At 62.2% G+C, this 20,738-nt stretch carries 18 protein-coding genes; 9 read left to right on the plus strand and 9 right to left on the minus strand.

The genetic code is table 11. The annotated features are described in order from the left end of the window. The first annotated feature begins 30 nt into the window (after positions 1–30). On the plus strand, positions 31–1,326 hold the full coding sequence (locus tag X751_RS136555) for a Mur ligase family protein (RefSeq protein ID WP_023746245.1): 1,296 nt from the start codon (positions 31–33) through the stop codon (positions 1,324–1,326). Positions 1,327–1,347: 21 nt separating this feature from the next. Here the strand turns inward: X751_RS136555 and X751_RS136550 are convergent, their stop codons facing one another. The 5 genes from X751_RS136550 to X751_RS136535 all read right to left on the minus strand — a co-directional run bounded on the left by X751_RS136550 (position 1,348) and on the right by X751_RS136535 (position 7,200). Continuing rightward, positions 1,348–2,193, minus strand: a complete 846-nt coding sequence (locus X751_RS136550) for an SH3 domain-containing protein (protein WP_023746246.1) — start codon at positions 2,191–2,193, stop codon at positions 1,348–1,350. Positions 2,194–2,467: 274 nt separating this feature from the next. After that, positions 2,468–3,754: an FAD-binding oxidoreductase gene (locus X751_RS136545; RefSeq protein ID WP_023746247.1), complete on the minus strand. Its 1,287-nt coding sequence runs from the start codon at positions 3,752–3,754 to the stop codon at positions 2,468–2,470. Between the two features lie 120 nt (positions 3,755–3,874). Then, positions 3,875–5,311 (minus strand): glutamine synthetase family protein, encoded by a 1,437-nt coding sequence (locus X751_RS136540; RefSeq protein ID WP_023681878.1) that lies wholly within the window; start codon positions 5,309–5,311, stop codon positions 3,875–3,877. Positions 5,312–5,413: 102 nt separating this feature from the next. After that, positions 5,414–6,382, minus strand: coding sequence for an ATP-grasp fold amidoligase family protein (locus X751_RS1000000164930; protein WP_050588078.1), 969 nt, complete (start codon positions 6,380–6,382; stop codon positions 5,414–5,416). 2 nt (positions 6,383–6,384) lie between these two features. After that, a complete protein-coding gene (locus tag X751_RS136535) occupies positions 6,385–7,200 on the minus strand; it encodes a class I SAM-dependent methyltransferase (protein WP_155922418.1) in 816 nt (271 codons plus the stop codon). An 86-nt stretch (positions 7,201–7,286) separates the two neighbouring features. Between X751_RS136535 and X751_RS136530 the strand changes: the two genes are divergently transcribed. After that, a complete protein-coding gene (locus X751_RS136530; protein ID WP_031196692.1) occupies positions 7,287–7,988 on the plus strand; it encodes an HAD family hydrolase in 702 nt (233 codons plus the stop codon). A 30-nt stretch (positions 7,989–8,018) separates the two neighbouring features. Here X751_RS136530 and X751_RS136525 read toward each other — a convergent pair whose 3' ends face one another. From X751_RS136525 to aceA, 3 genes are all read right to left on the minus strand, one after another. Further along, a complete protein-coding gene (locus X751_RS136525) occupies positions 8,019–8,480 on the minus strand; it encodes a response regulator (protein ID WP_023669317.1) in 462 nt (153 codons plus the stop codon). Between the two features lie 276 nt (positions 8,481–8,756). Further along, on the minus strand, positions 8,757–8,999 hold the full coding sequence (locus X751_RS136520; protein WP_023669318.1) for a hypothetical protein: 243 nt from the start codon (positions 8,997–8,999) through the stop codon (positions 8,757–8,759). A 55-nt stretch (positions 9,000–9,054) separates the two neighbouring features. Further along, positions 9,055–10,344 carry an isocitrate lyase gene (gene aceA, locus X751_RS136515; protein ID WP_023701808.1) on the minus strand — a complete coding sequence of 430 codons (1,290 nt, stop codon included), beginning with the start codon at positions 10,342–10,344 and terminating at the stop codon, positions 9,055–9,057. A gap of 250 nt (positions 10,345–10,594) precedes the next feature. Between aceA and X751_RS136510 the strand changes: the two genes are divergently transcribed. The 7 genes from X751_RS136510 (at position 10,595) to X751_RS136480 (ending at position 18,722) form a co-directional block, all read left to right on the plus strand. Further along, positions 10,595–12,022, plus strand: coding sequence for a short-chain fatty acyl-CoA regulator family protein (locus X751_RS136510; protein ID WP_023740469.1), 1,428 nt, complete (start codon positions 10,595–10,597; stop codon positions 12,020–12,022). 149 nt (positions 12,023–12,171) lie between these two features. Beyond that, complete coding sequence (locus X751_RS136505) at positions 12,172–13,071, plus strand: DUF2167 domain-containing protein (RefSeq protein ID WP_023746249.1); 900 nt, start codon at positions 12,172–12,174, stop codon at positions 13,069–13,071. A gap of 161 nt (positions 13,072–13,232) precedes the next feature. Then, positions 13,233–14,186, plus strand: a complete 954-nt coding sequence (locus X751_RS136500) for a DMT family transporter (RefSeq protein ID WP_023746250.1) — start codon at positions 13,233–13,235, stop codon at positions 14,184–14,186. A gap of 425 nt (positions 14,187–14,611) precedes the next feature. Next, the gene (locus X751_RS136495; protein WP_023746251.1) at positions 14,612–15,709 is read left to right on the plus strand and encodes a polyamine ABC transporter substrate-binding protein; all 1,098 of its coding nucleotides are present in this window, start codon (positions 14,612–14,614) and stop codon (positions 15,707–15,709) included. Positions 15,710–15,792: 83 nt separating this feature from the next. Next, a complete protein-coding gene (locus X751_RS136490; RefSeq protein ID WP_023746252.1) occupies positions 15,793–16,932 on the plus strand; it encodes an ABC transporter ATP-binding protein in 1,140 nt (379 codons plus the stop codon). A gap of 9 nt (positions 16,933–16,941) precedes the next feature. Then, positions 16,942–17,907 (plus strand): ABC transporter permease subunit, encoded by a 966-nt coding sequence (locus X751_RS136485; RefSeq protein ID WP_027049422.1) that lies wholly within the window; start codon positions 16,942–16,944, stop codon positions 17,905–17,907. Further along, entirely contained in the window at positions 17,904–18,722 is an 819-nt protein-coding gene (locus X751_RS136480; protein WP_023669326.1) for an ABC transporter permease subunit, read from the plus strand. The genes X751_RS136485 and X751_RS136480 overlap by 4 nt, the downstream gene beginning before the upstream one ends. 42 nt (positions 18,723–18,764) lie before the next feature. Here X751_RS136480 and X751_RS136475 read toward each other — a convergent pair whose 3' ends face one another. Beyond that, positions 18,765–20,618, minus strand: a complete 1,854-nt coding sequence (locus tag X751_RS136475; RefSeq protein WP_023746253.1) for an AsmA family protein — start codon at positions 20,616–20,618, stop codon at positions 18,765–18,767. Between the last annotated feature and the right edge of the window lie 120 nt (positions 20,619–20,738).

Below are 20,738 nucleotides of genomic sequence, written 5' to 3' on the forward strand. Positions count from 1 at the left end.
ATATTAGGCTGGGCTAAAAGCTGGCGGGGTGTGAAACTGGAATTGCTGAAAATTCGCAAGGACTTGGGCTGGGCGCTGCGACGGCTGCAGGCGCGCTGGGTGCGGGCGCGTAACAAGGCGACGTTCATCGGCATTACCGGCAGCTCCGGCAAATCCACATCCACCAGCCTGCTTGCACACATACTGGCCGCCCAAGGCAAGGTGCATCTACAGGCCCAGGCCAATACAATGCCTGCGCTCATCCGAACGCTTTACAAGCGCCTGAGGAAGGCCGGCAAAGTCGATTACGTCGTTTTCGAAGCCGGCGCTTCCGACTTCGGCACGATCAGCGCCATGGCGCAGATGATGAAGCCGAGTGTGGCGGTGGTTACGATGATCCGTCTGGAGCATTTCGGCAAGTTCAAGACTCTGGAAGCTGTGGCGGGAGAGAAGCGGGCGCTGGTCGGGGCACTCCAACCTGATGGACTTGCGGTTCTCAATTGCGATGACCCACTGGTGATCGGCATGGCGTCTGGCGCGAAATGCCGGATTGCGACCTTCGGCCAGTCCGGCGAGGCAGACTACCGCGTGAGTGACGTGCATGCCGCGTATCCGGAATTGCTGCGGTTCACCCTTCATTGGCGCGGTGGCAGCCTGAATATTCAAGCGCCTTTTCCCGGCGAGCAATTCTGGCTGCCGACTGCAGCGGCTGTTGCCGCCGCCTTGGAACTTGGCGTCCCGCCAGAGCAAGTCGTAGCGAGAACGGCATCGTTTGCACCACTGCCCAACCGCTCTACGGTGCAAGAGGTATCCGCGGGTCCGAAATTCCTGGTCGATACGGCCAAAGCGCCCTGGCATTCGCTCAACATTGCCCTGGAGATGATTGCAAAGGCCAAGGGTTCTCGCAAGCGCATTGTGCTGGGGCAGATATCCGACTACGCCGGCTCGTCGAGGAAATACGGCGCCGCCTACAACATCGCGCGCGAAATCGCCGATGAGGTCATTTATACCGGCGACAATGCGCATCGCTCGCGCGCCAGCCAGGCCGACCGCGACAGCGGCCGTTTCATTGAGCTTCGCACTGCCAAGGAAGTTTCGGATCATATCAAACGGACGGCAGTCCCAGGAGAACTGATTCTGCTGAAAAGTTCGTCCAACCTTCATCTGGAAAGGATCGCGCTCGCCTGGACACACGACGTCAAATGCTGGGTCCCGATATGCCGCAAGTCGGAAAGCTGCCAAATGTGCGGCCTCTACGAAGTGCCGTTCGAGGAACACCGGGATTTCCTGGCGAAGCGCAAACTTGCTCGCAGGAGACACCGTTTCAGGTGGTTGCTCGGCGGCTGACCAGATCTGGCGGCTTGCGTCTCAAGCCCCGGTCTTGATGTAGCTCTTGTAGATCCAGCCGCGCTTGCCGTTGTAGACGATCTGGCACCATTTCTTGCAACTCATCACCTGCACCGACGACTTGGCGGGCACGGTCCCCATGGCGGCGGCGTTTTTCTGCGGACCGCTACGCATTGTCACCGCCCTGAGGATGCGTCCGGTGCCGGCGGCAGCAGCCACCTTCTGTGGCTTGGCCTTGGCCTGGGTATCGTCCGTTGCGGCGGAAGATTGCTCGTCTGGAAGTTGCGGTTTTGGCGTCGGTATGGCGGCGGTCTCAGCGTCGTCGTCATTGGCGGGAGCAGCGACCTTTGACAGCTGCGTCGTGGCGTCGCTCTGCGCCGCCGGTTCTTCGAATGCCGCGGCATCAGACGGTTTGGCGGCAGCCTGCTCGGCAGGCGCCTGATCGGATGGCGTCGCGGCAGGGTCGCTGTTGGATTGCGCCGCAGTCCAGCGCGGATCGTTCGCCGACAGCGGCGGCATGGCAGCCCCACCGGCAGCGACCGTCGATGAAACCGCATCGCCCTTGCGCGCGGCTTGTGGCGCCGCTACCGCGGCAGCCGTGGCCGCGACCGGGGCAATCTTGGTCGTCTTGACCGGAAAAGTCGGAACGTTCTGCTGTGTGCTGGCGATCGCTTGCCGGTCGCTGGCCGGCAACGCCAGCCAAAGCGCTATGCCCGCCACGCCAAGCAGCGCTGCGGTGCCGACCGCGGCGATCACCAGATGCGAATTCGTGCGCACCCCCTGCCAGAAGGAGGGCCGCATGTCATAACCGAATTGCATGGCGAAGCGCCGACGTTCCGGCGCGCCGAAACTGAAGGGCTCGTTCACTCTTGCCACCTCCAAAAGATGGGCCGGTGTTCTTTCGATCGGCGCCGGCAGCCCGGCATTCGATCGGCATCGGTCCCACAACAAAGCGGGCAGGCCCGCAGAAATCCCCGTTCAATCGCCCAGAACCGGCATCCTTTGCCCTTGATTGTGGCATCAGTGCGCCCTCAGGGGAATTGTGCGCTCTTGTTAAGGATTCTGCAACGTCTCGCTGCGGCAACCAACAGCTCAATAGAATCAGCTCAGTACCAGCCACGGCTGATATGAGATACTTTCCCTATATTCGGTCCCTCAGGGCAAACCAGTTCAGTGCCAAGAACAATAATGGCGTTCTAAATCGCCGGCCGCCGGGAAAAGCCGGGATGTTCAGGTCCTCGATCAGCTTCAGTCTGTCGCGGTTGCCGGCGACGGTCTGGGCATAGAGCTTGCCGAAGAAGTTCGACAGCATCACGCCGTGGCCGGAATAGCCTCCGGCCGAGATCACATTGGGCATCACCTCGCGCACGAACGGTTTCCTGGGCATGGTGATGCCGACATAGCCGCCCCAGCCATGGGTGATCTCGACATCGCTCAGCTCCGGATAAAGCTCGGCTATCTGCCGGCGGATATGGACATGGATGTCCTTCGGATCGTTGACGCCATAGACCTCGCGCCCGCCGAACAGCAGCCTTCCATCCCTGGATTTGCGGAAATAACGCACGACGAAACGCGAATCGTCGACCGCCTCGCCGCCCGGCAGCACTTTCGAATCCACGCCCAGCGGCACCGTCGCGCCGATGAAGGAACCGATGGGCATGATGTGCGCGGCACTCACCGGCTCCAGCGTGCCGCCATAGGCATTTACACCGATCAGGCATTTCTGGGCGGTGATGGTGCCTCTCGGAGTCGTCACCCTGACCTTGCCGCCGCTGGAGGTAACACCGGTCGATAGTGTCTGCTCGAACAGGTGCGCGCCGGCCGCTGCCGCCACCTTTGCCGTGCCGATCACCAGCTTCATCGGGTGGATGTGTCCGGTGCCGGTGTCGCGGGTGCCGCCGAAGTAGCGTGTGGAGCCCAGCCGTTCGGCCGTTTCCCTGGCATCCATGAAGGCGATGTGCGGATAATTGAAGCGGCCGGCCATGATCTCGGCATGCGCCTTGTAGTCGTCGAGATAACGCGGCTTGTGCGCCACGGACAACTGGCCGGGCATATAGTCGATGTCGATCTGGTTGACGGCGGCGAATTCGAGCAGGTGCGCTTTCGCCTCCTCGGCAAGGTCGAACAGCGCCTTGGCGCGGGAGAAGCCGTATTCGGCCTCCATCTCTTCGGCCCAGGCGCGCTGGCCCGTGCCGAGCTGGCCGCCATTGCGCCCTGAAGCGCCGTCGCCGAAGCGATGCGCCTCGATCAGAACGACGTCGGCTCCCGCCTTCGCCAAATGAGCGGCCGCCGACAGCCCGGTGAAGCCTCCGCCGACCACGACGACGTCGCAGCTGCGGTCGCCGTCCAGGGCAGGGTACTCAGGGCGTGGTCCGGCTGTGTCTTCGTACCAGGAGCGACCGGGGGAGATAGGTGATTGGTAAGGCATGGGGACACCAGCCAATGGTGAATGGTGAATGGCTGCGAGACGCACGACGTCTGCGCTCATCCATCCAATATGAAACTACTCACCATTCACTATTCACCATTCACACGACGAAGTCGCCGCTCACACGTTGAGCAACAGATACTCCCGCTCCCACGGGCTGATCACTTCCATGAAGGTCTCGAACTCCGCCCGCTTGATCGCTGCATAGGTTGCGGCAAAGGACTTGCCCAGAAGAGCGCACAGTTCCTCGTCGCCTTCGAAAAGGTCGACGGCTTCGAGCAGGCCGCGTGGCAGGTCGATCTCATCGGCGTTTGCGGTGGTCAGCACCGGAGGCTCGGCCTTGATCTTGTTGGTGATGCCGATCAGCCCGCAGGCAAGTGAGGCCGCCAGCGCCAGATAGGGGTTGGCGTCGGAAGACGGGATGCGGTTTTCGACACGCCGCGCCGCCGGATCCGAGCGCGGCACGCGGAACGCCGTGGTGCGGTTGTCATAGCCCCATTTGTTGTTGACCGGCGCCGAGGCCGACTGCGTCAGCCGGCGGTAGGAATTGACGTAGGGAGCAAACATCACCAGTGCGTTCGGCACATGCTTCTGCATGCCGCCGATGAAATGGAAGAAGTCGTCGGTTTCCGAGCCGTCCTTCGCCGAAAAGATGTTCAGCCCGGTCTTCTTGTCGATGATCGACTGGTGGATGTGCATGGCAGAACCTGGCTGGCCCTGGATCGGCTTGGCCATGAAGGTGGCATAGATCTCATGCTTCAGCGCTGCCTCGCGAATGGTGCGTTTGAACATGAACACCTGATCGGCGAGCTCGACCGGATCGCCGTGACGCAGATTGATCTCGAGCTGGCCGGCGCCTTCCTCGTGGATCAGCGTGTCGATCTCCAGGCCCTGGCTTTCGGAGAAATGGTAGATGTCGTCGATCAGTTCGTCGAACTCGTTGACGCCGGCGATCGAATAGCCGGCTCCGCCGCCGATTGGCCGCCCGGAACGCCCGACTGGTGGCGTCAATGGGTAATCCGGGTCGGGGTTCTTGCGCACCAGATAGAATTCGATCTCGGGCGCCACCACCGGCTTCAGCCCGCGCTTGTCATAGGCTGCCACCACGCGCTTCAGGACGTTGCGCGGCGTGAACTCGACCGAGCGGCCATCCTGATGGACGAGGTCGCAGATGACGGCGGCCGTCGGGTCTTCTTCCCACGGCACCACGGTCAACGTCGACAGATCCGGCATCAGCTTCAGGTCGCCATCATCCTCCGGATAGTGGAAACCGTTGCCGTCCTCGGGATAGCCGCCCGAAATCGTCGTCATGAACACTGCCGATGGCAGCGCCAGCGAGGTGTTGGAAGTGAATTTCTTCGACGGCATCATCTTGCCGCGCGCGACGCCAGCCTGATCAGGCGTGATGCATTCTATGTCTTCGATGCCGCGCCATTCCAGCCAGGCGCTGACTTCCTTCCAGTTCTTCACGCCGCGTTGATTTTTCACGAAGGCAGGCGTTCGGACGCGTCCTCCGCGGGTCGACGGACGGACTTCCTTTTTCGCAGGCGGCATCATTCACCAGTTTGGGTTGCGGATTTGGGAGTATAGCCGTTGCCGGTGATGGAAGGGAAGGGGAGCCGGCCCGATAGGTGCGGCAACGAGGCTGAACGGCCTATGTCAGACGGCCTTGCCGGGCGGCGCATTTGCGCCCAGCCATCTGCGCAAGGCACCGGCATAGCGCCTGCGCCATCCGCTTTGCGGCGCGGTCAGGAACCAGGATTGGCTGAGGTTCCAGCTGTCTGCGCACAGATCCCTGAGCCTTGTGTTGATGATGCCTTTGCCGGATAGCGGATAGACCGAGAATTCGGAAAAGAAGATCGCGCCTTCGATTTCGTAGAAATCGCATCGCATGTGATCGAACGGCGCGGTCAGCCGCTCGGCGATGGCAAGCATGCGCGGGAAGGATGCCGGCAGGTCGATCCGGACCCACTGGGGGCCGCTGCCTGGCGGTGGCGGCGCGTAGGTTCCGTCACGGTCGAAATGACATTTCTGTTCGTTGCCGTGCTCATCCCGACGCGCGGCATAGACATAGGCCGTCGTCCCGTTAGACACGTGGAATTTGTACTCCAAAGCAACGGGCTGACCGTCCTCGAGGAGCATCTCTTCCACGAGGATGCGCCTGCTGGCGTGCTTGTAGCCCCATTCGCCGAGCTTCCTGCCGTAGCGGTGGCGCATCCAGCGTGCCGTACGCCGGCGCAGCCTAGCTCTGTCTACCTCACCGTTGCGCACCATCATGTTCCAGCGGCAGCCATGATTGGCCTTCACCATGACATTGCCGGTGAGCAGCTCCGCCGGAAGTTCTGCCGCGTCATATCCGGACCACAGAACCGCAGCGGTCTTGAGTTCTGGACAGGTGGACAGAGCGTAGGCTTTCGAGGCGAGCTTGTCGCAAGCCGTGGTGAAGAAGGGATTGTGGTCGAAAATCTTGCGCCACAGGAACTTGTCTGCATAGGAAGCGGGCCTTGCCGGATCGGGCAGCACGCCGCTATGATTGAAGGTGCGGGCGCAAATCATCGGATGGCGGACAAGGCACCATGCCTGTACCAGGGTAAGCAGCACGCGGTCGCTCATCCGCAGCCCTGGCATGATCAGCTTGCTGGCCTGGGAACACTCCCGCGTGCAACGAACACGTCCCGCGTCATATTTCGATGGATGCTCGTGCGGCCGGTAACCGCAAGCCGGGGATCAAGCGTTCTTTCTACGCTTTCCGCCCACAGCCTGCCAAGCGAGACCGGCTCCCACAAGACGATCTGCACACCTTGAGGCGCGGTATCGGCTATGCGAGAAACCACCGCTGCCTTGGGCGATACCATGCTGGCGACGTAAACGACCTGCGCCTCGCCATAGTCATAGTCGCGGCCGTCGCAAAGCTCGGCCCGCATCCGCACATAGCCGAGCTTGGCCGCAAGCCTGTTTGCCGTTTCGACCGCTTCAGGCACAATATCGAGACCGATGATTTCGGGGACGACAGTCTGGTCGTGTATGCGGAACATCGTAAACGGACGCCCTCCGCAGCCGACCATGACAGCGCGGCAGCAGCTGCCGAAATCGACCTGATCGAAGACTTCGTTCAGGCGATTATACGCATCCCTGGATGACAGCACGCCGATGCTTGTTTTTCCCGCTGCGATCTGCCCGAAGGATGCCGGACCGCTCAGATCCTGATCCAGCATGTGCCTGATCTCGGCGGTATCTTGCTCCTGCACCATCTTGCCGAATGCGGCGGTCAGCGCCGGTCGGTACGAAAGGATCTCCGGGTAGGTTTCAAGCAACGCCTCGCCGGTATCGTGTCCCATGGCGATGCCAAGATCTCGGATGGCATTTATGAGTTCAGTCGGAGTACGCCCTGGCAAGGAGCCCACAATTTGCTCCAGTTCACGCTTCCAGGCGCCCAATTCCGGCATTGCTTCCCACCATTCCCTTGCCGTAGCTAGCAGTGTGCGGCGACAACGTCTACATCATTGCCTTCACTTGAACGGGACAGTCGACCATGCCCCTGACCACTATCGGCTTCGACGCCGACGATACCCTATGGCAGAACGAACAGTTCTTCCGCCTGACCGAGAAGCATTTTGCAACCCTGCTCGCCGACCATGGCGAGGCCGAACACATTTCGGCACGGCTGCTGGAGGCCGAGAAGCGCAACCTTGCCGTCTACGGCTTCGGCATCAAGGGCTTTACCTTGTCGATGATCGAAACGGCGATAGAAGTGACCGAGGGCCGTGTGCCGGCCTCGACGATCGCCGAAATCCTTGCCGCCGGCCGCGACATGCTCGGCCATCCTGTCGAGGCGCTGCCGCATGCGCGCGAGACAGTCGAAAAGCTCGCCGGCGCCTACCATCTGGTGCTGATCACCAAGGGCGATCTGTTCGACCAGGAGCGCAAGCTGGCGGCGTCCGGCCTTGGCGACCTGTTCGATGCCGTCGAGATCGTCAGCGACAAGAGCGCCGCCACCTATGCCAGGATCTTTGGCCGTCACGGCAGCCCGCAGACCAGCATGATGGTCGGCAATTCGCTCAAGTCGGACGTGGTGCCGGCCATCGAGGCCGGCAGCTGGGGTGTGTATGTGCCGCACGAGCTGACCTGGGTGCTCGAACACGTCGAGCCGCCGGTCGAGGCACCGCGTTTTCGTCAGCTTGTCGATCTTGGCGAACTGCCGGCTTTGATCGAGAGCATCGGCAAGGAAGGCTGACCGCCCCACACGCGTTCGGGCGGATTGCGATCAGCCGCGCCCGAGACTGATCAGCCGGTCGACCACCGGCTGCAGCCTTTCGGTGGTGATCGGCTTGGTTACCACCACATCGACCACGCTCGACAGACCCAGGCTGTCGGGCGTGCCGGTCTTGGTTGAAAGCAGGATCACCTTGGGGAGCGACCGCCCAGATGTCCGCCGCAAGGCGTCGATGGCCGCCATCAGCGCGCGGCAGTCCTCGTTGTCGGGGCCGCCATCGAGAACGACGGCGCCCGGAATGAGGGTTCGCAATGTCTTGGCCGCCATCTCGGGCGACTCGGAGATCGGCTTCAGTCCGGACTTCTCGACGATCTTCGACACCACCACCCGGTTGATCGGCGATTTTCCAACGACCAGCACGTGGGAGAAATCCGTTGATATCTCGGAGTTCGCGTCCCTGCTTGACGAATTCAGATGTTTGGCGGTGTCGGTCTCGCGGTTCACAGGGCACATGGGCGGGGCGGGCACTCGGCGCTGCTTCAATGCAGGGTTGAAATCCGAGAGCCAATTGGCGTGAGATCGCCCGCCATGTCAAGCTGAAATGACGGACCTGCGAAATATAGCCGGAAATATTAAACCCCGGAGACAAGTTCTGTTTTCGAACTGTAGTTAAGTTCACGCTCAAAAGCGAAAGTCACCCGCGCTGAAAACTCGCGGGTGACGTTGAAATCGGCCAGTGAGCGGCGGGGCCCATAGGTTCCACAAGCACAAAGCTTCCGTAAGGGAAGATCAGCCGTGACTCTTCTGCGTGACGATCACCGGGATCAGCAGGTCGCCCCAATTGCCGTCGCCGCCATGATGCCGGGCCGAGCGCACCAGTTCCACCGAGACGCCGGCCTCGACTGCCTTCATCACCGATTGATTGAGCCTGTGCAGGTCGTTGGCCAGCATGCGGATCGTCGCCTGCTGGTCGACGCTCATCGTGGTCGACTGCTCTTCTGCACGTTCCTTGACGCGGCTTATCGATGCCATTTTTCTTCTCCTATGTCCCTTTGCCCTGTTGGGCGTTTCCTCTGGTTGTTTTCTGTTATTCCGCCGCCGGTTTGAACTGCGCGTGCTCGGTCGATTCATGCATGGCGGTGGTCGAGGACTGGCCGCCGCTGATCGCCATCGACACGGCGTCGAAATAACCGGTGCCGACCTCGCGCTGGTGCTTGGTCGCGGTGTAGCCGTGGACTTCGGCCGCGAACTCGGCTTCCTGCAGCTCGGAATAGGCGGCCATCTGCCGCGCCTTGTAGCCGCGGGCCAGCTCGAACATGCCGAAATTGAGCTGGTGGAACCCGGCCAATGTGATGAACTGGAACTTGTAGCCCATGGCGCCGAGCTCGCGCTGGAACTTGGCGATCGTCGCGTCGTCGAGGTTCTTCTTCCAGTTGAACGACGGCGAGCAATTATAGGCGAGCAGCTTGCCCGGATGATGCCTGCGCACGCCTTCGGCGAATTTCTTGGCCTGCGCCAGATCGGGCTTGGATGTTTCGCACCAGATCAGGTCGGCATGCGGCGCATAGGCAATGGCGCGCGCGATGCACGGTTCGATGCCGTTCCTGACCTGGTAGAAGCCTTCAACCGTGCGGCCGGCATCGTAGTCGACGAAAGGCTGGTCGCGCTCGTCAATGTCGGAGGTCAGAAGCTTTGCCGCTTCCGCATCGGTGCGTGCCACGACTAGCGTCGGCGTGCCCATCACGTCGGCCGCCAGACGCGCCGCGTTGAGGTTGCGGATATGCGCGGCGGTCGGGATCAGCACTTTGCCGCCGAGATGGCCGCACTTCTTCTCAGAGGCCAGCTGGTCCTCATAGTGGACGCCGGCAGCGCCCGCCTCGATGAACGCCTTCATGATCTCGAAGGCGTTGAGCGGTCCGCCGAAGCCGGCCTCGGCATCGGCGACGATCGGCGCGAACCAGGTTTCGACCGACAGGCCGTTGCCTTCCGAGGTCTCGATCTGATCGGCGCGCTGCAGCGTGCGGTTGATGCGCTTGACCAGTTCGGGCGCCGCATTGGCGGGATAGAGCGACTGGTCCGGATACATGGCCGACGCGGTGTTGGCGTCGGCGGCGACCTGCCAGCCCGAGAGATAGATTGCCTTCAGCCCGGCACGCACCTGCTGCATCGCCTGGTTGCCCGACATGGCGCCGAGTGCATTGACGAAGTCTTCCTCGTGGATGAGCTTCCACAGCCGGTTGGCGCCCATTTCGGCAAGACTCTGGCGTATCTGGACCGACCCGCGCAGCCGCTTCACATCGTCCGGCGAATAGGCTCGTTCGATGCCGTCGAAGCGGCCTTCGGGCGCGGATGGGACAAGATTGTAAAAATCAGTCATTGGTCACTCCAGATCAATCGATGTCAGTGTCTTGAAACGCCGCGCCCTGGGACAGTGTGCGTCGTCTGTGTGTGTGACATCATTTACACTGCGCCGCGACGAGAGCGAGGAAAACCGCTATTTCTGGTAGAAAATAAGAGAAAACCTGTGTTGTGTTTGACTGCTTATCGCGGTAAATCTGTCATGATTGTAAAAGATGGTGCGCCGTTCATCGCTCGCAAGTCGTGTAAATTCCTGTCAAGGAAAGCCGATGGCCGACCAGAAGATATTCGCCGGGCCGCGCATCCGCCGCATCCGCATCGCCAGAGGCCTGACCCAGACGGCGATGGCCGAGGGGCTCGGCATCTCGCCGTCCTATCTCAACCTGATCGAGCGCAACCAGCGGCCGCTGACGGTGCAACTGATCCTGAAGCTGGCCTCTGTCTACAAGGTCGACCCGCATGAATTGCAGGGTGAGGCGAGAGGGTCGATCTCGGCCTTGAAGGAAGTGTTCGGCGACCCGCTGCTTGCCGGTGAGCTGCCGGGCGACCAGGAACTGATCGAACTGGCCGAGGCAGCCCCCAACGCATCGGCTGCGATGATAAAACTGTTTCGCGCTTACCGCGAGCAGGCCGAGCGGCTGTCCGATCTCAACGAGCTTCTGGCGCGCGAGGGCCGCGCCACGGCGCTGTCCGGTGCGCGGCTGCCGATCGACGAAGTGCACGAGATTTTCGAGCGCCGGCCGAACCATTTTGCAGCACTGGAGGAAGAGGCCGAGGCCTTCACCTCGGTGCTCGACCCCGGCGACGATCTGTTCGGCGCGCTGAAGGCGTGGCTGAAGCGCGAGTATGGCATTGTCGTTAAAGTGCTGCCGGTCGCCACCATGCCGAACTGGCGCCGCCGTTATGACCGTCATTCGCAGCGTCTTTTTCTATCGGAGCGGCTGTCGCCGTTCGACCAGTTGCGCGAAGTCGCCATGGAGGCCTGCCTGATCCGCATGACGGTCGCGATCGCCGGCGAAATTCAGGCGCTGAAGCTCGGTACGGACGAAGCCCGCCGGCTCGCCCGCTTCGAGTTCGGCCGCTACGCCGCCAATGCCTTGATGATGCCCTATCAGGCCTTTCATGCCGCCGCCGTGCGGGCTCGTTACGATATCGATGTGCTGCGCTCGCGTTTCGGCGTCTCCTTCGAACAGGCGGCGAACCGCCTGACCATGCTGCAGCGTCCTGGCTTGTCCGGGGTCCCGTTCTTCATGCTCGAGGTCGACAATGCCGGCAACCGCTTCCGCAAGGCCGGCGGCCAGGGCTTTCCGCAAAGCCGCTTTGGCGGCGGCTGCCCGAAACTGCCGGTCCATGCCGCTTTCGCTTCGCCTGGCCAAATCCTGGTGGAGGCGGTGGAAATGCCCGACGGCGCCGAGTTCCTCTGCATCGCACGCACGCTCGAAGGGCCGCAGGGTTCGTTCTCCGAGCGTCCGCGCCGCACCGCGCTGCTGTTGGGCTGCGATATCGGCTTTCGCGACGAGATCGTCTATGGCGCCGGGCTGCCGGCAAAGGCCGGACAGGGCGCCGCCACGCCGGTCGGTCCCGCTTGCCGGCTGTGCGAACGCATCGGCTGCCTCGCCCGCGCCGAGCCGCCGGTGACCCGTCCGCTGGGCCTCGACGAGATGGTGACGGGCCTGAGCGCTTTCGATTTCCAGTGATGCTCTCGAGCTGGCCGTCCCGGAAGACTGGAGCTATTGGCCTTAAGCAATAGAGTGCGGCCCGAACCACCGCCGAACCAAATATTGATTAAGCATCGGCGCTGCGCTATCGAAAGGTGAGCCGCAGGGCAGCCAAGGGGGGACGGCTTATGAACAGGAAAGCTTTGTGGCTTGGCGTGGCGCTTGCCGTTTCGGCAGGGCCAGCTCTGGCGGAAAAATCCTCGGAATTCTTCAAGGACTATCAACAGTATAGTGACGACGGCAAGGCATTCCTGGACAAGATCGATCCAAAGACCGGCGCGGTCGACCTTCCCGAAGGCATCCATCTCGATCTCAAGGACAAGTTCTATTTTCTGGGCAAGAAGGACGCGACGTCCGTCCTGACCGAGGCCTGGGGCAATCCGGCTGATACCGCGTCCGAAGCAATCGGCATGATCTTCCCGGCCAAGTACGAGCCCATCGCCGGCAACGGTTGGGGCATCGAATTGCGCTATGAAAAGATCGGCCATGTCGATGACGCCGACGCCGCATCCATCGACTACACCGAATTGCTGAGCAGCATGCAGGCGGACACATTGTCGGCCAACGATCAGCGGGTGAAGGACGGCTTTCCCCCGATCAAGCTGATCGGCTGGGCCTCGCCGCCGGTCTATGATTTCGTCCACAAACGGCTGCACTGGGCCAAGGAACTGCAGTTCGGAGACGATACCGTCCACACGCTCAATTACGACGTCCGTTTCCTCGGCCGGGAAGGCGTCTTCGTGATGAGCTACATCGCTACGGTCGAACAATTGCCGGAGATCAAGCAGAGCCTGGACGAAGTGCTGGGCGTGGCGGACTTCAACACCGGCAAGAAATACACCGATTTTCTGCCAGGCACCGACACGGTCGCCGCGGTTGGCATTGGCGGCCTCATCGCCGGAAAACTCGCGGCAAAGGCCGGCCTGATTGCAGTCGCGCTCATCGCCCTGAAAAAGTTCGGCATTCTGCTGCTGGTACCGTTGGCCGGTCTCTGGCGCTTTATCCGCGGCAACAAGGGCATGTCCTAGAAACGGCGGTGTTTGCCCGTATGGCTGCCGGTTGGCGGTGCGCCAAAGGGAATGCCGGGCTGGATCACGTCCGGCGGTAGCCTATGCGCTAGGCGAATACGGCACGTTTCTGTCGTCCATTGTGCATCATGCCGCCCCGAGATAGCCGACAGTCGCACCCCATGACCGATACCGCATCTTCTCCAATCGCCGCATCGCCGATCGTCTCGCCGCGCGAAGAGCGGGTCGGCTTGCTGCTGGTGTTCCTGTCGGCGCTGATGTGGAGCTTTGGCGGCACCATCGCCCGCTTCATCGACACCGCTGACAGTTGGACGGTGGTGTTCTGGCGCTCGCTGTGGGCGGCTGTGTTCCTGGTTTGCTTCATGGCCTGGCGCGACGGCTGGCGCGGCATGTTGCGGCTGTTTCGCGACATGGGCCTGCCCGGCCTTGCCGTGGCCGTCTGTTTCGCCACGGCGTCGACGTGCTTCGTTGTCGCGCTCGCCTACACCACCGTTGCCAATATCCTGTTGATGCAGGCCGGTGTGCCGCTGCTGGCGGCATTGCTTGCCTGGGTGCTGTTTCGCGAACGCGTCGCCGTCGCGACCTGGGTGGCGATCGCCGCCGTCATCGCCGGCGTCGCCATCATGGTGTCGGAATCGCTCGACGGCGCCGTATCGCCCATCGGCGACGGGCTGTCGCTGCTGATCGCCGTCATGTTCTCGATTGCCACCGTCATCACCCGGCGCTTCGCCCATGTGCGCATGACGCCGGCGACGTGCCTCGGCACGATGCTGGCAGCGGCTTTCGCCGCATCGCAAGCCACGCAGTTTGCCACGTCGGCCCACGACATGGCTTTCCTGTTTGCCTTCGGCGTCATCAATCTCGGCCTGGGCCTTGCCTTCTTCGCCACCGGCGCGAGGCTGGTTCCGGCGGCGATCGCAGCACTCCTCGGCACGTTCGAGCCGATCCTCGGACCGATCTGGGTCTGGCTCGTTCATGGCGAGGTGCCCTCGGTGCGCACCATCATCGGCGGCGCGGTGGTGGTCGCCGCGCTGCTCGTCCATATCGCGCTTGAATTCAAGCGCCAGGCGAGACCTGCACGGCCGGGGACCACCGGCCTGCCATCCCCTAATTGACCCGCCTTTCCCTTGGTTGAGCCCGTCTTCCCTAATTACGCCCGTCTTTCCCCAATTAGCGAAGCCGCACGCCCTATTGACCGAGCTTCCCCGCGCGGGCCATTGACAACCTTGCTGCGGCACGGGCAGGCTGGGGCACGGCAACAACAAGACAGGCTTATCTTGCCAAGTGTCCCCGCCGGTCGGACCAAGACCGGACCACAGCGTCGTATCCCTGCCAGCGCCGCGGCGAAAGCCTCTGACGGCGTCAGCGCGCCCGCCATGCGGGCACACAGAGCCATCATCTGCCGCTCGTCGAACCGCCCGGACGGCGCTGGCAGTTCATGCTTGTGGCTGCCCGGAAAGCTCAATACTCTGAAGCAAATGCCCAATCGCGCTCGAACAGCGACGACTTGGCGAAGGAACACTCATCAAAGGAGAACAGCATGATCCGCAAAGCGCTCTGGCTTTCGGCAACCTCGGCATTTCTGACGCTTTTCGCCGTCGGCGGCCATGCCGAGGACCGCGTCGTCAACGTCTTCAACTGGTCGGATTACATCGACAGTTCGATCATTGACGACTTCACCAAGGAGACCGGCATCAAGGTCGTCTACGACACCTTCGATTCCAATGAAATCCTCGAGACCAAGCTGCTTGCCGGCGGCAGCGGCTATGACGTCGTCGTGCCCAGCGGCAACTTCCTGGCCCGCCAGATCCAGGCCGGCGTGTTCCAGAAGCTCGACAAGTCGAAGCTGCCCAACATTTCCAACATGTGGGACACGGTTTCGGAGCGCACCGCCAAATACGATCCGGGCAACGAATATTCGATCAACTACATGTGGGGCACGGTCGGCATCGGCTACAACATCAAGAAGGTGCAGGCTGCACTCGGCACCGACAAGATCGACAGCTGGGATGTTTTCTTCAATCCCGACAGCCTGGCCAAGCTGAAGGATTGCGGCGTCTATGTGCTGGACTCGCCGGCCGACATCATCCCGGCGGCGCTCAAATATCTCGGCCTCGATCCGAACAGCACCTCACCTAACGACATCGCAAAGGCCGAGGAGACGTTGCTGAAGGTGCGGCCGTATATCCGCAAATTCCATTCGTCCGAATACATCAACGCGCTCGCCAACGGCGACATCTGCCTGGCGGTCGGCTGGTCGGGTGACGTCTTCCAGGCGCGCAACCGCGCGGTCGAGGCCAAGCAAGGCGTCGAGATCGGCTATTCCGTGCCCAAGGAAGGCGCCCAGATGTGGTTCGACCAGATGGCGATTCCCGCCGATGCGCCGCATGCCGCCGAGGCACTCGAATTTCTCAACTACATGATGAAGCCGGAAGTGATCGCCAAGTCGTCCAACTATGTGCTGTACGCCAACGGCAACAAGGCTTCGCAGCAGTTCGTCGACAAGGCACTGCTGGATGATCCGGCGGTCTATCCGGACGCCGAGACCTTGAAAAAGCTCTATACCGTCCAGCCCTACGATCCCAAGACCCAGCGCCTGATCACGCGCAGCTGGACCAAGATCGTCACCGGTCAGTAAGCAAGGCGACATGGTCCCGGCAGTCACCTGCCGGGACCATTCTTCTCTGGGGCAAGAAGCAAAAAAACAGGACGGAGTGGGACATGAAATCGCTTGGCAGCATCCGCAGGGATTTCGCGCCATGGAACGACCCAAACGCCAAGCCATATATCCAATTCGAGAACGTCACCAAGAGGTTCGGTGACTTCACCGCCGTCAACAATCTGTCGCTGACGATTTTCGAGCGCGAGTTCTTCGCCCTGCTCGGCGCGTCGGGCTGCGGAAAGTCGACGTTGCTGCGGATGCTTGCCGGCTTCGAGGATCCGACCGCCGGCCGTATCCTTCTCGACGGCCAGGATCTGCGCGGCATCCCGCCCTACCGCCGCCCGGTCAACATGATGTTCCAGTCCTATGCGCTGTTCCCGCATATGAGCGTGGAAAAGAACATTGCCTTCGGCCTCAAGCAGGAAGGCATGCCGGGACCGGATATCGAAAAGCGCGTCGCCGAGATGCTGAAGCTGGTGAAGCTAGAGCAGTTCGCCAAGCGCAAGCCGCACCAATTGTCGGGCGGCCAGCGCCAGCGCGTCGCGCTCGCCCGCTCGGTTGCCAAGCGGCCAAAAGTCTTGCTGCTCGATGAGCCGCTCGGCGCGCTCGACAAGAAGCTGCGCGAGGAAACGCAGTTCGAGCTGATGGACCTGCAGCAAAATCTCGGCCTTACCTTCGTCGTCGTCACCCACGACCAGGAAGAGGCGATGACCATGGCCGACCGCATCGCCATCATCGACAAGGGCGAGGTGATGCAGGTGGCGACGCCGGCGGAAGTCTATGAGGCGCCGAGCTCACGCTTCGTTGCCCACTTCGTCGGCAATGTGAACATGTTCGAAGGCAAGGTCGCCGAGCGTGCGGCAAACACCACGCGCATTACCGGCGCGACAGGGGCCCAGATCGTCGTCGAAAACAGCACCGATACAAAGGCCGGTTCCGACATCGTCTTCGCCATCAGGCCGGAGAAGATCAAGGTGTCGTCGAAGAAACCGGCCGACGCAGTCAATGCGCTTGAGGGCGAGGTCTACGACGTTGCCTATCTCGGCGACATGACCGTCTACCACATCCGGCTGGATGACGGGCAGATCATCAGGGCAAGCGCGCTCAACGCGGCGCGAGTCACCGAGGACCCGCTGACCTGGAACGACCGCGCCTGGGTCTCCTTCCGGCCGGATGCCGGCGTCGTGCTGACGCGGTAGGGGGCGGCCATGTCCAACATTGCACTCACCGACGCCGGTCCATCGGCCGCGGCCAAACCGTTCCTGATGCGGCTCGGTGCCGGCTTTGTCAGCCGGCTCGTCATCATCGTGCCTTATCTCTGGCTGCTGTTCTTCTTCTTCATCCCGTTCATCATCGTCTTCAAGATTTCGCTGTCGCAGTCGGCGATCGCCATGCCGCCCTACACGCCGGCGCTCGATTTCAGGGACGGCATGTCCGGGTTCTTTGTCCGCTTCCGCGAACTCAGCGTCGACAATTATGTCTGGCTAACGCAGGACGCGCTTTACTTCAAAGCCTACGTGACCAGTGTTATCATCGCTGCTGTCTCGACGATCCTGACCTTGCTCGTCGGCTTCCCGATCGCCTACGGCATGGCCCGCGCGCCGGCGACGATCCGTCCGACCTTGCTGATGCTGGTTATCCTGCCGTTCTGGACGTCGTTCCTGATCCGCGTCTATGCCTGGATCGGCATCCTCAAGCCCGAGGGTCTGCTCAATCAGCTGCTGTTGTCGCTGCACATCATCAATCAGCCACTGATCATCCTCAACACTTACACGGCGATCTTCATCGGCATCGTCTATTCCTACCTGCCATTCATGGTGCTGCCGCTCTATTCGTCGCTGGAAAAGATGGATTACTCGCTGATCGAGGCGGCAAAGGATCTCGGCTGCCCGCCGACATCAGCCTTCTGGAAGATCACGTTCCCGCTGTCGCTGCCCGGGGTCATCGCCGGCTGCCTGCTGGTGTTCATTCCAGCGGTTGGCGAGTTCGTCATTCCCGATCTGCTCGGTGGCTCGCAGACGCTGATGATCGGCAAGACCTTGTGGAATGAATTCTTCGCCAACCGTGACTGGCCGGTGTCGTCGGCCGTCGCCGTCATCCTGCTGCTGCTCCTGATCGTGCCGATCATGCTCTTCCAGCAGGCCCAGGCACGCGCCCAGGAGCAGGACAAATGAACGCCACCTGGAGCCGCTTCAACGTCACCTCGGTCGTGCTGGGCTTTGCCTTTCTCTATCTGCCGATCGTGCTGCTCATCGTCTTCTCCTTCAACGAGTCGAAGCTGGTCACCGTCTGGGGCGGCTTCTCGACCAAATGGTATGCCTCGCTGTTCCACAATCAGGGGCTGATGGACGCCACCTGGGTGACCGCGCGTGTGGGTGTCATCTCCGCCACTGTGGCAACCGTGCTCGGCACGCTGGCAGCACTGACCTTGACCCGCTACACCCGCTTCCGCGGCCGCATCCTGTTTTCCGGCATGGTGTTTGCGCCGCTGGTCATGCCGGAAGTCATCACCGGCCTGTCGCTGTTGCTGCTGTTCGTTGCCGTCGGTCTCGACCGTGGCTTCCTGACCGTGACGCTTGCTCACATCACCTTGACCATGTGCTTCGTGGCTGTCGTCGTGCAGTCGCGCCTGGTGTCGTTCGATCGTTCGCTGGAAGAAGCTGCCTTGGACCTCGGCGCAACGCCGGTAAAGACCTTCTTTCAGATCACGCTGCCGGTCATCATGCCGGCCATCGTCTCCGGCTGGATGCTGGCCTTCACCCTGTCGCTTGACGACCTGGTCATCGCCTCCTTCACCTCCGGGCCTGGCGCCACCACGCTGCCGATGAAGATCTACAGCCAGGTGCGTCTCGGCGTGACGCCGGAAATCAACGCCGCCTGCACAATCCTGATCGCCGTCGTGGCGGTAGGCGTCATCATCGCTTCGGTCGCCAACAAGCGGCGTGAGGTGCAACGCCAGCTCGACGAACAGGCCGCGCAGCGCGGTTGATTGCGTCAAACGAGGGATAGGGCGACCCCGGTAAGGGTCCGCCTATTCGCCTGAGACGCCGCGGCTGATCGGCGAGATGAACGGCGTGCTCCAGGTGCCGCCGACGAAGAATGACGACTGGTTGGATCCCTGCTGGCCATTGACCGGTGCCGCTGCCGGGTCGGCCTGGGTGACACCCCCCGAAAGCGCCAGCCCGCGTCCGCCGTAAGAGGCGATGCCGGACAGCCAGACCTTGTATTTCGCCGAATTGGCCTCGGCCTTGTCCAGCCTTGCCACACCCTTCGAGATGGTGGCCTTGAGCTCGGCGCCGTCCATCGGCAGTGTCCCGTCCGAGACGTCGTCGAGCGCGAAGAAGCCGCCCTGTTCCGTGTGCTTCAGAAATGCCGGCAAATTGAGCCCGCTCAGCGCGCCCGGCCCGAACGTCGCAGAGACCGAGCCGTCCGCGTTCGCGAAGATCGAGTCCCAGGATTTGCCCGGCCCTTTGAGAATGACCGAGACAGTGCCGGTGCTGGCCGGCACCAGCCGCGTCATTCCGGCCGCGGTGCCGAAAGCGGCGCCGTCAATGTCGGAGGCGAGCAGCCGGATCTCGACCTGCGAGCCCTCCGGTTTGCGGTCGAAACGCAGGCTACTTTGCACGTTGCCGCCAAAGGCCGACGCATCGGAGATATCGAAGACGGCAAGCCCGTTCTTCACCTGCGCCGTGGCGGCGACGTCGGCAAGCTGGATTGCGCCGGCCGAGGCATGCGCCGCTGACAGCCTCAGATCGAGATTGATCCGGTCGGCGAAGCTGGTGTCGATTTCGCCGGGACCGGTCTCGCCGGTCGGTGCCAGCGGCGTGAAGGCCGAAAACAGCGACCTGAGGTCGAGCGTATCGAAGGCGAGTGTGCCTGATATCACCGGCAAGGCGTCGCCGAACGAAAAATCCAGCGCCCCCATTCCCGGGTTGTTGTCGAGCGTCACCGCGGTGTTTTCGAATTTGACGCGGCCGGCGGTCGCCGTGATCTTGCTCGAAATCGAGACCGAACCGATCGCCGTACCAGGAGCAATGCCGGCCTGCGACCATTCCAGCACGCGCCGTAGCGAGGGCGCGGCGAATTTCGCCTGGCCATCGAAATAGGCGTTTTGCGACATGCTGGCCGTGCCGTCGAACGAGAAGCTGGCCGGCGCTGCCTTGAACGAAAACGTGACCGGTGCGGCGCCGCCGGCAAACAGCACCAGCGGCTTGGCCGAGGCGGCATCGACGGTGACGCTCTCGCCGCGCCAGATTCCGGTCGCCGACAAGGTCGCGTTGCTGTTCATCGCTGCCCAGCTCGCCTGGCCGGACAGGCTGGTCAACAATTCGACGTCCTTGCCGCCGATGGAGGCGACCATGCGGCCGTCCCTGAATTCCACTGTGCCGAACGGATCGGCGGGCAGCTTGCTCAGGTCCGGCTTCGTCGGATCGGCGTTGACCACGCCGCGCGCCGTGTCGATGGAGCGGGTGATGCGTCCGCCCGTTGGTATGGCGGGCAGGAATATGCCGTTTGCGGCGCGCTGGACCCGGATCGTCGGCCGCACCAGCCGCGCCGTCGAAAACACCACATCGCCCTGCAGCGCCGCCATGGCCGACAGGTCGACCTCGACCCGTTCGGCCTCGATCACCGGCGGCGCGTCGGTCTCGGTCCACTGGGACAGCGTGACGTCGCTCAATATGGCGCGGAACTTCGGCCACACCTCGATGCGCGGCGAACCGGCGATGGTGACCCTGAAACCGCTCCACGCGCTCATCTCCCAGGCGATGCGATCGCGCACGATCCGGGTCGAGGCAAACAGCGGCAGAGCGGCGACGACCAGCGCGATGACGAGCACGGCAACGCCGATCGCCCATATTCCGCGCCGGATCAAAGGTGATGGCATATTGCCCCGGTTGCTTTCATTCCGATAAACGCCTGACGGGTGTAACCGCCAGTCGTCACCACGCCTTCCAGCCGTCACTACGACTTAGGGCTGAGGCATTTCAAGTCTTTATGGCCCGGC

The organism is Mesorhizobium sp. LNJC394B00, assembly GCF_000502555.1.
In the GTDB taxonomy this organism is placed as follows: Bacteria; Pseudomonadota; Alphaproteobacteria; order Rhizobiales; family Rhizobiaceae; genus Mesorhizobium.

What these genes read in the sequence shown, in the direction of transcription:
- X751_RS136545 (WP_023746247.1), bottom strand. Translation starts at nt 3,754, where the DNA reads ATGCCTTACCAATCACCTATCTCCCCCGGTCGCTCCTGGTACGAAGAC.
- X751_RS136540 (WP_023681878.1), bottom strand. Translation starts at nt 5,311, where the DNA reads ATGATGCCGCCTGCGAAAAAGGAAGTCCGTCCGTCGACCCGCGGAGGA.
- X751_RS1000000164930 (WP_050588078.1), bottom strand. Translation starts at nt 6,382, where the DNA reads ATGCCAGGGCTGCGGATGAGCGACCGCGTGCTGCTTACCCTGGTACAG.
- X751_RS136535 (WP_155922418.1), bottom strand. Translation starts at nt 7,200, where the DNA reads ATGCCGGAATTGGGCGCCTGGAAGCGTGAACTGGAGCAAATTGTGGGC.
- X751_RS136530 (WP_031196692.1), top strand. Translation starts at nt 7,287, where the DNA reads ATGCCCCTGACCACTATCGGCTTCGACGCCGACGATACCCTATGGCAG.
- X751_RS136525 (WP_023669317.1), bottom strand. Translation starts at nt 8,480, where the DNA reads ATGTGCCCTGTGAACCGCGAGACCGACACCGCCAAACATCTGAATTCG.
- X751_RS136520 (WP_023669318.1), bottom strand. Translation starts at nt 8,999, where the DNA reads ATGGCATCGATAAGCCGCGTCAAGGAACGTGCAGAAGAGCAGTCGACC.
- aceA (WP_023701808.1), bottom strand. Translation starts at nt 10,344, where the DNA reads ATGACTGATTTTTACAATCTTGTCCCATCCGCGCCCGAAGGCCGCTTC.
- X751_RS136510 (WP_023740469.1), top strand. Translation starts at nt 10,595, where the DNA reads ATGGCCGACCAGAAGATATTCGCCGGGCCGCGCATCCGCCGCATCCGC.
- X751_RS136505 (WP_023746249.1), top strand. Translation starts at nt 12,172, where the DNA reads ATGAACAGGAAAGCTTTGTGGCTTGGCGTGGCGCTTGCCGTTTCGGCA.
- X751_RS136500 (WP_023746250.1), top strand. Translation starts at nt 13,233, where the DNA reads ATGACCGATACCGCATCTTCTCCAATCGCCGCATCGCCGATCGTCTCG.
- X751_RS136495 (WP_023746251.1), top strand. Translation starts at nt 14,612, where the DNA reads ATGATCCGCAAAGCGCTCTGGCTTTCGGCAACCTCGGCATTTCTGACG.
- X751_RS136490 (WP_023746252.1), top strand. Translation starts at nt 15,793, where the DNA reads ATGAAATCGCTTGGCAGCATCCGCAGGGATTTCGCGCCATGGAACGAC.
- X751_RS136485 (WP_027049422.1), top strand. Translation starts at nt 16,942, where the DNA reads ATGTCCAACATTGCACTCACCGACGCCGGTCCATCGGCCGCGGCCAAA.
- X751_RS136480 (WP_023669326.1), top strand. Translation starts at nt 17,904, where the DNA reads ATGAACGCCACCTGGAGCCGCTTCAACGTCACCTCGGTCGTGCTGGGC.
- X751_RS136475 (WP_023746253.1), bottom strand. Translation starts at nt 20,618, where the DNA reads ATGCCATCACCTTTGATCCGGCGCGGAATATGGGCGATCGGCGTTGCC.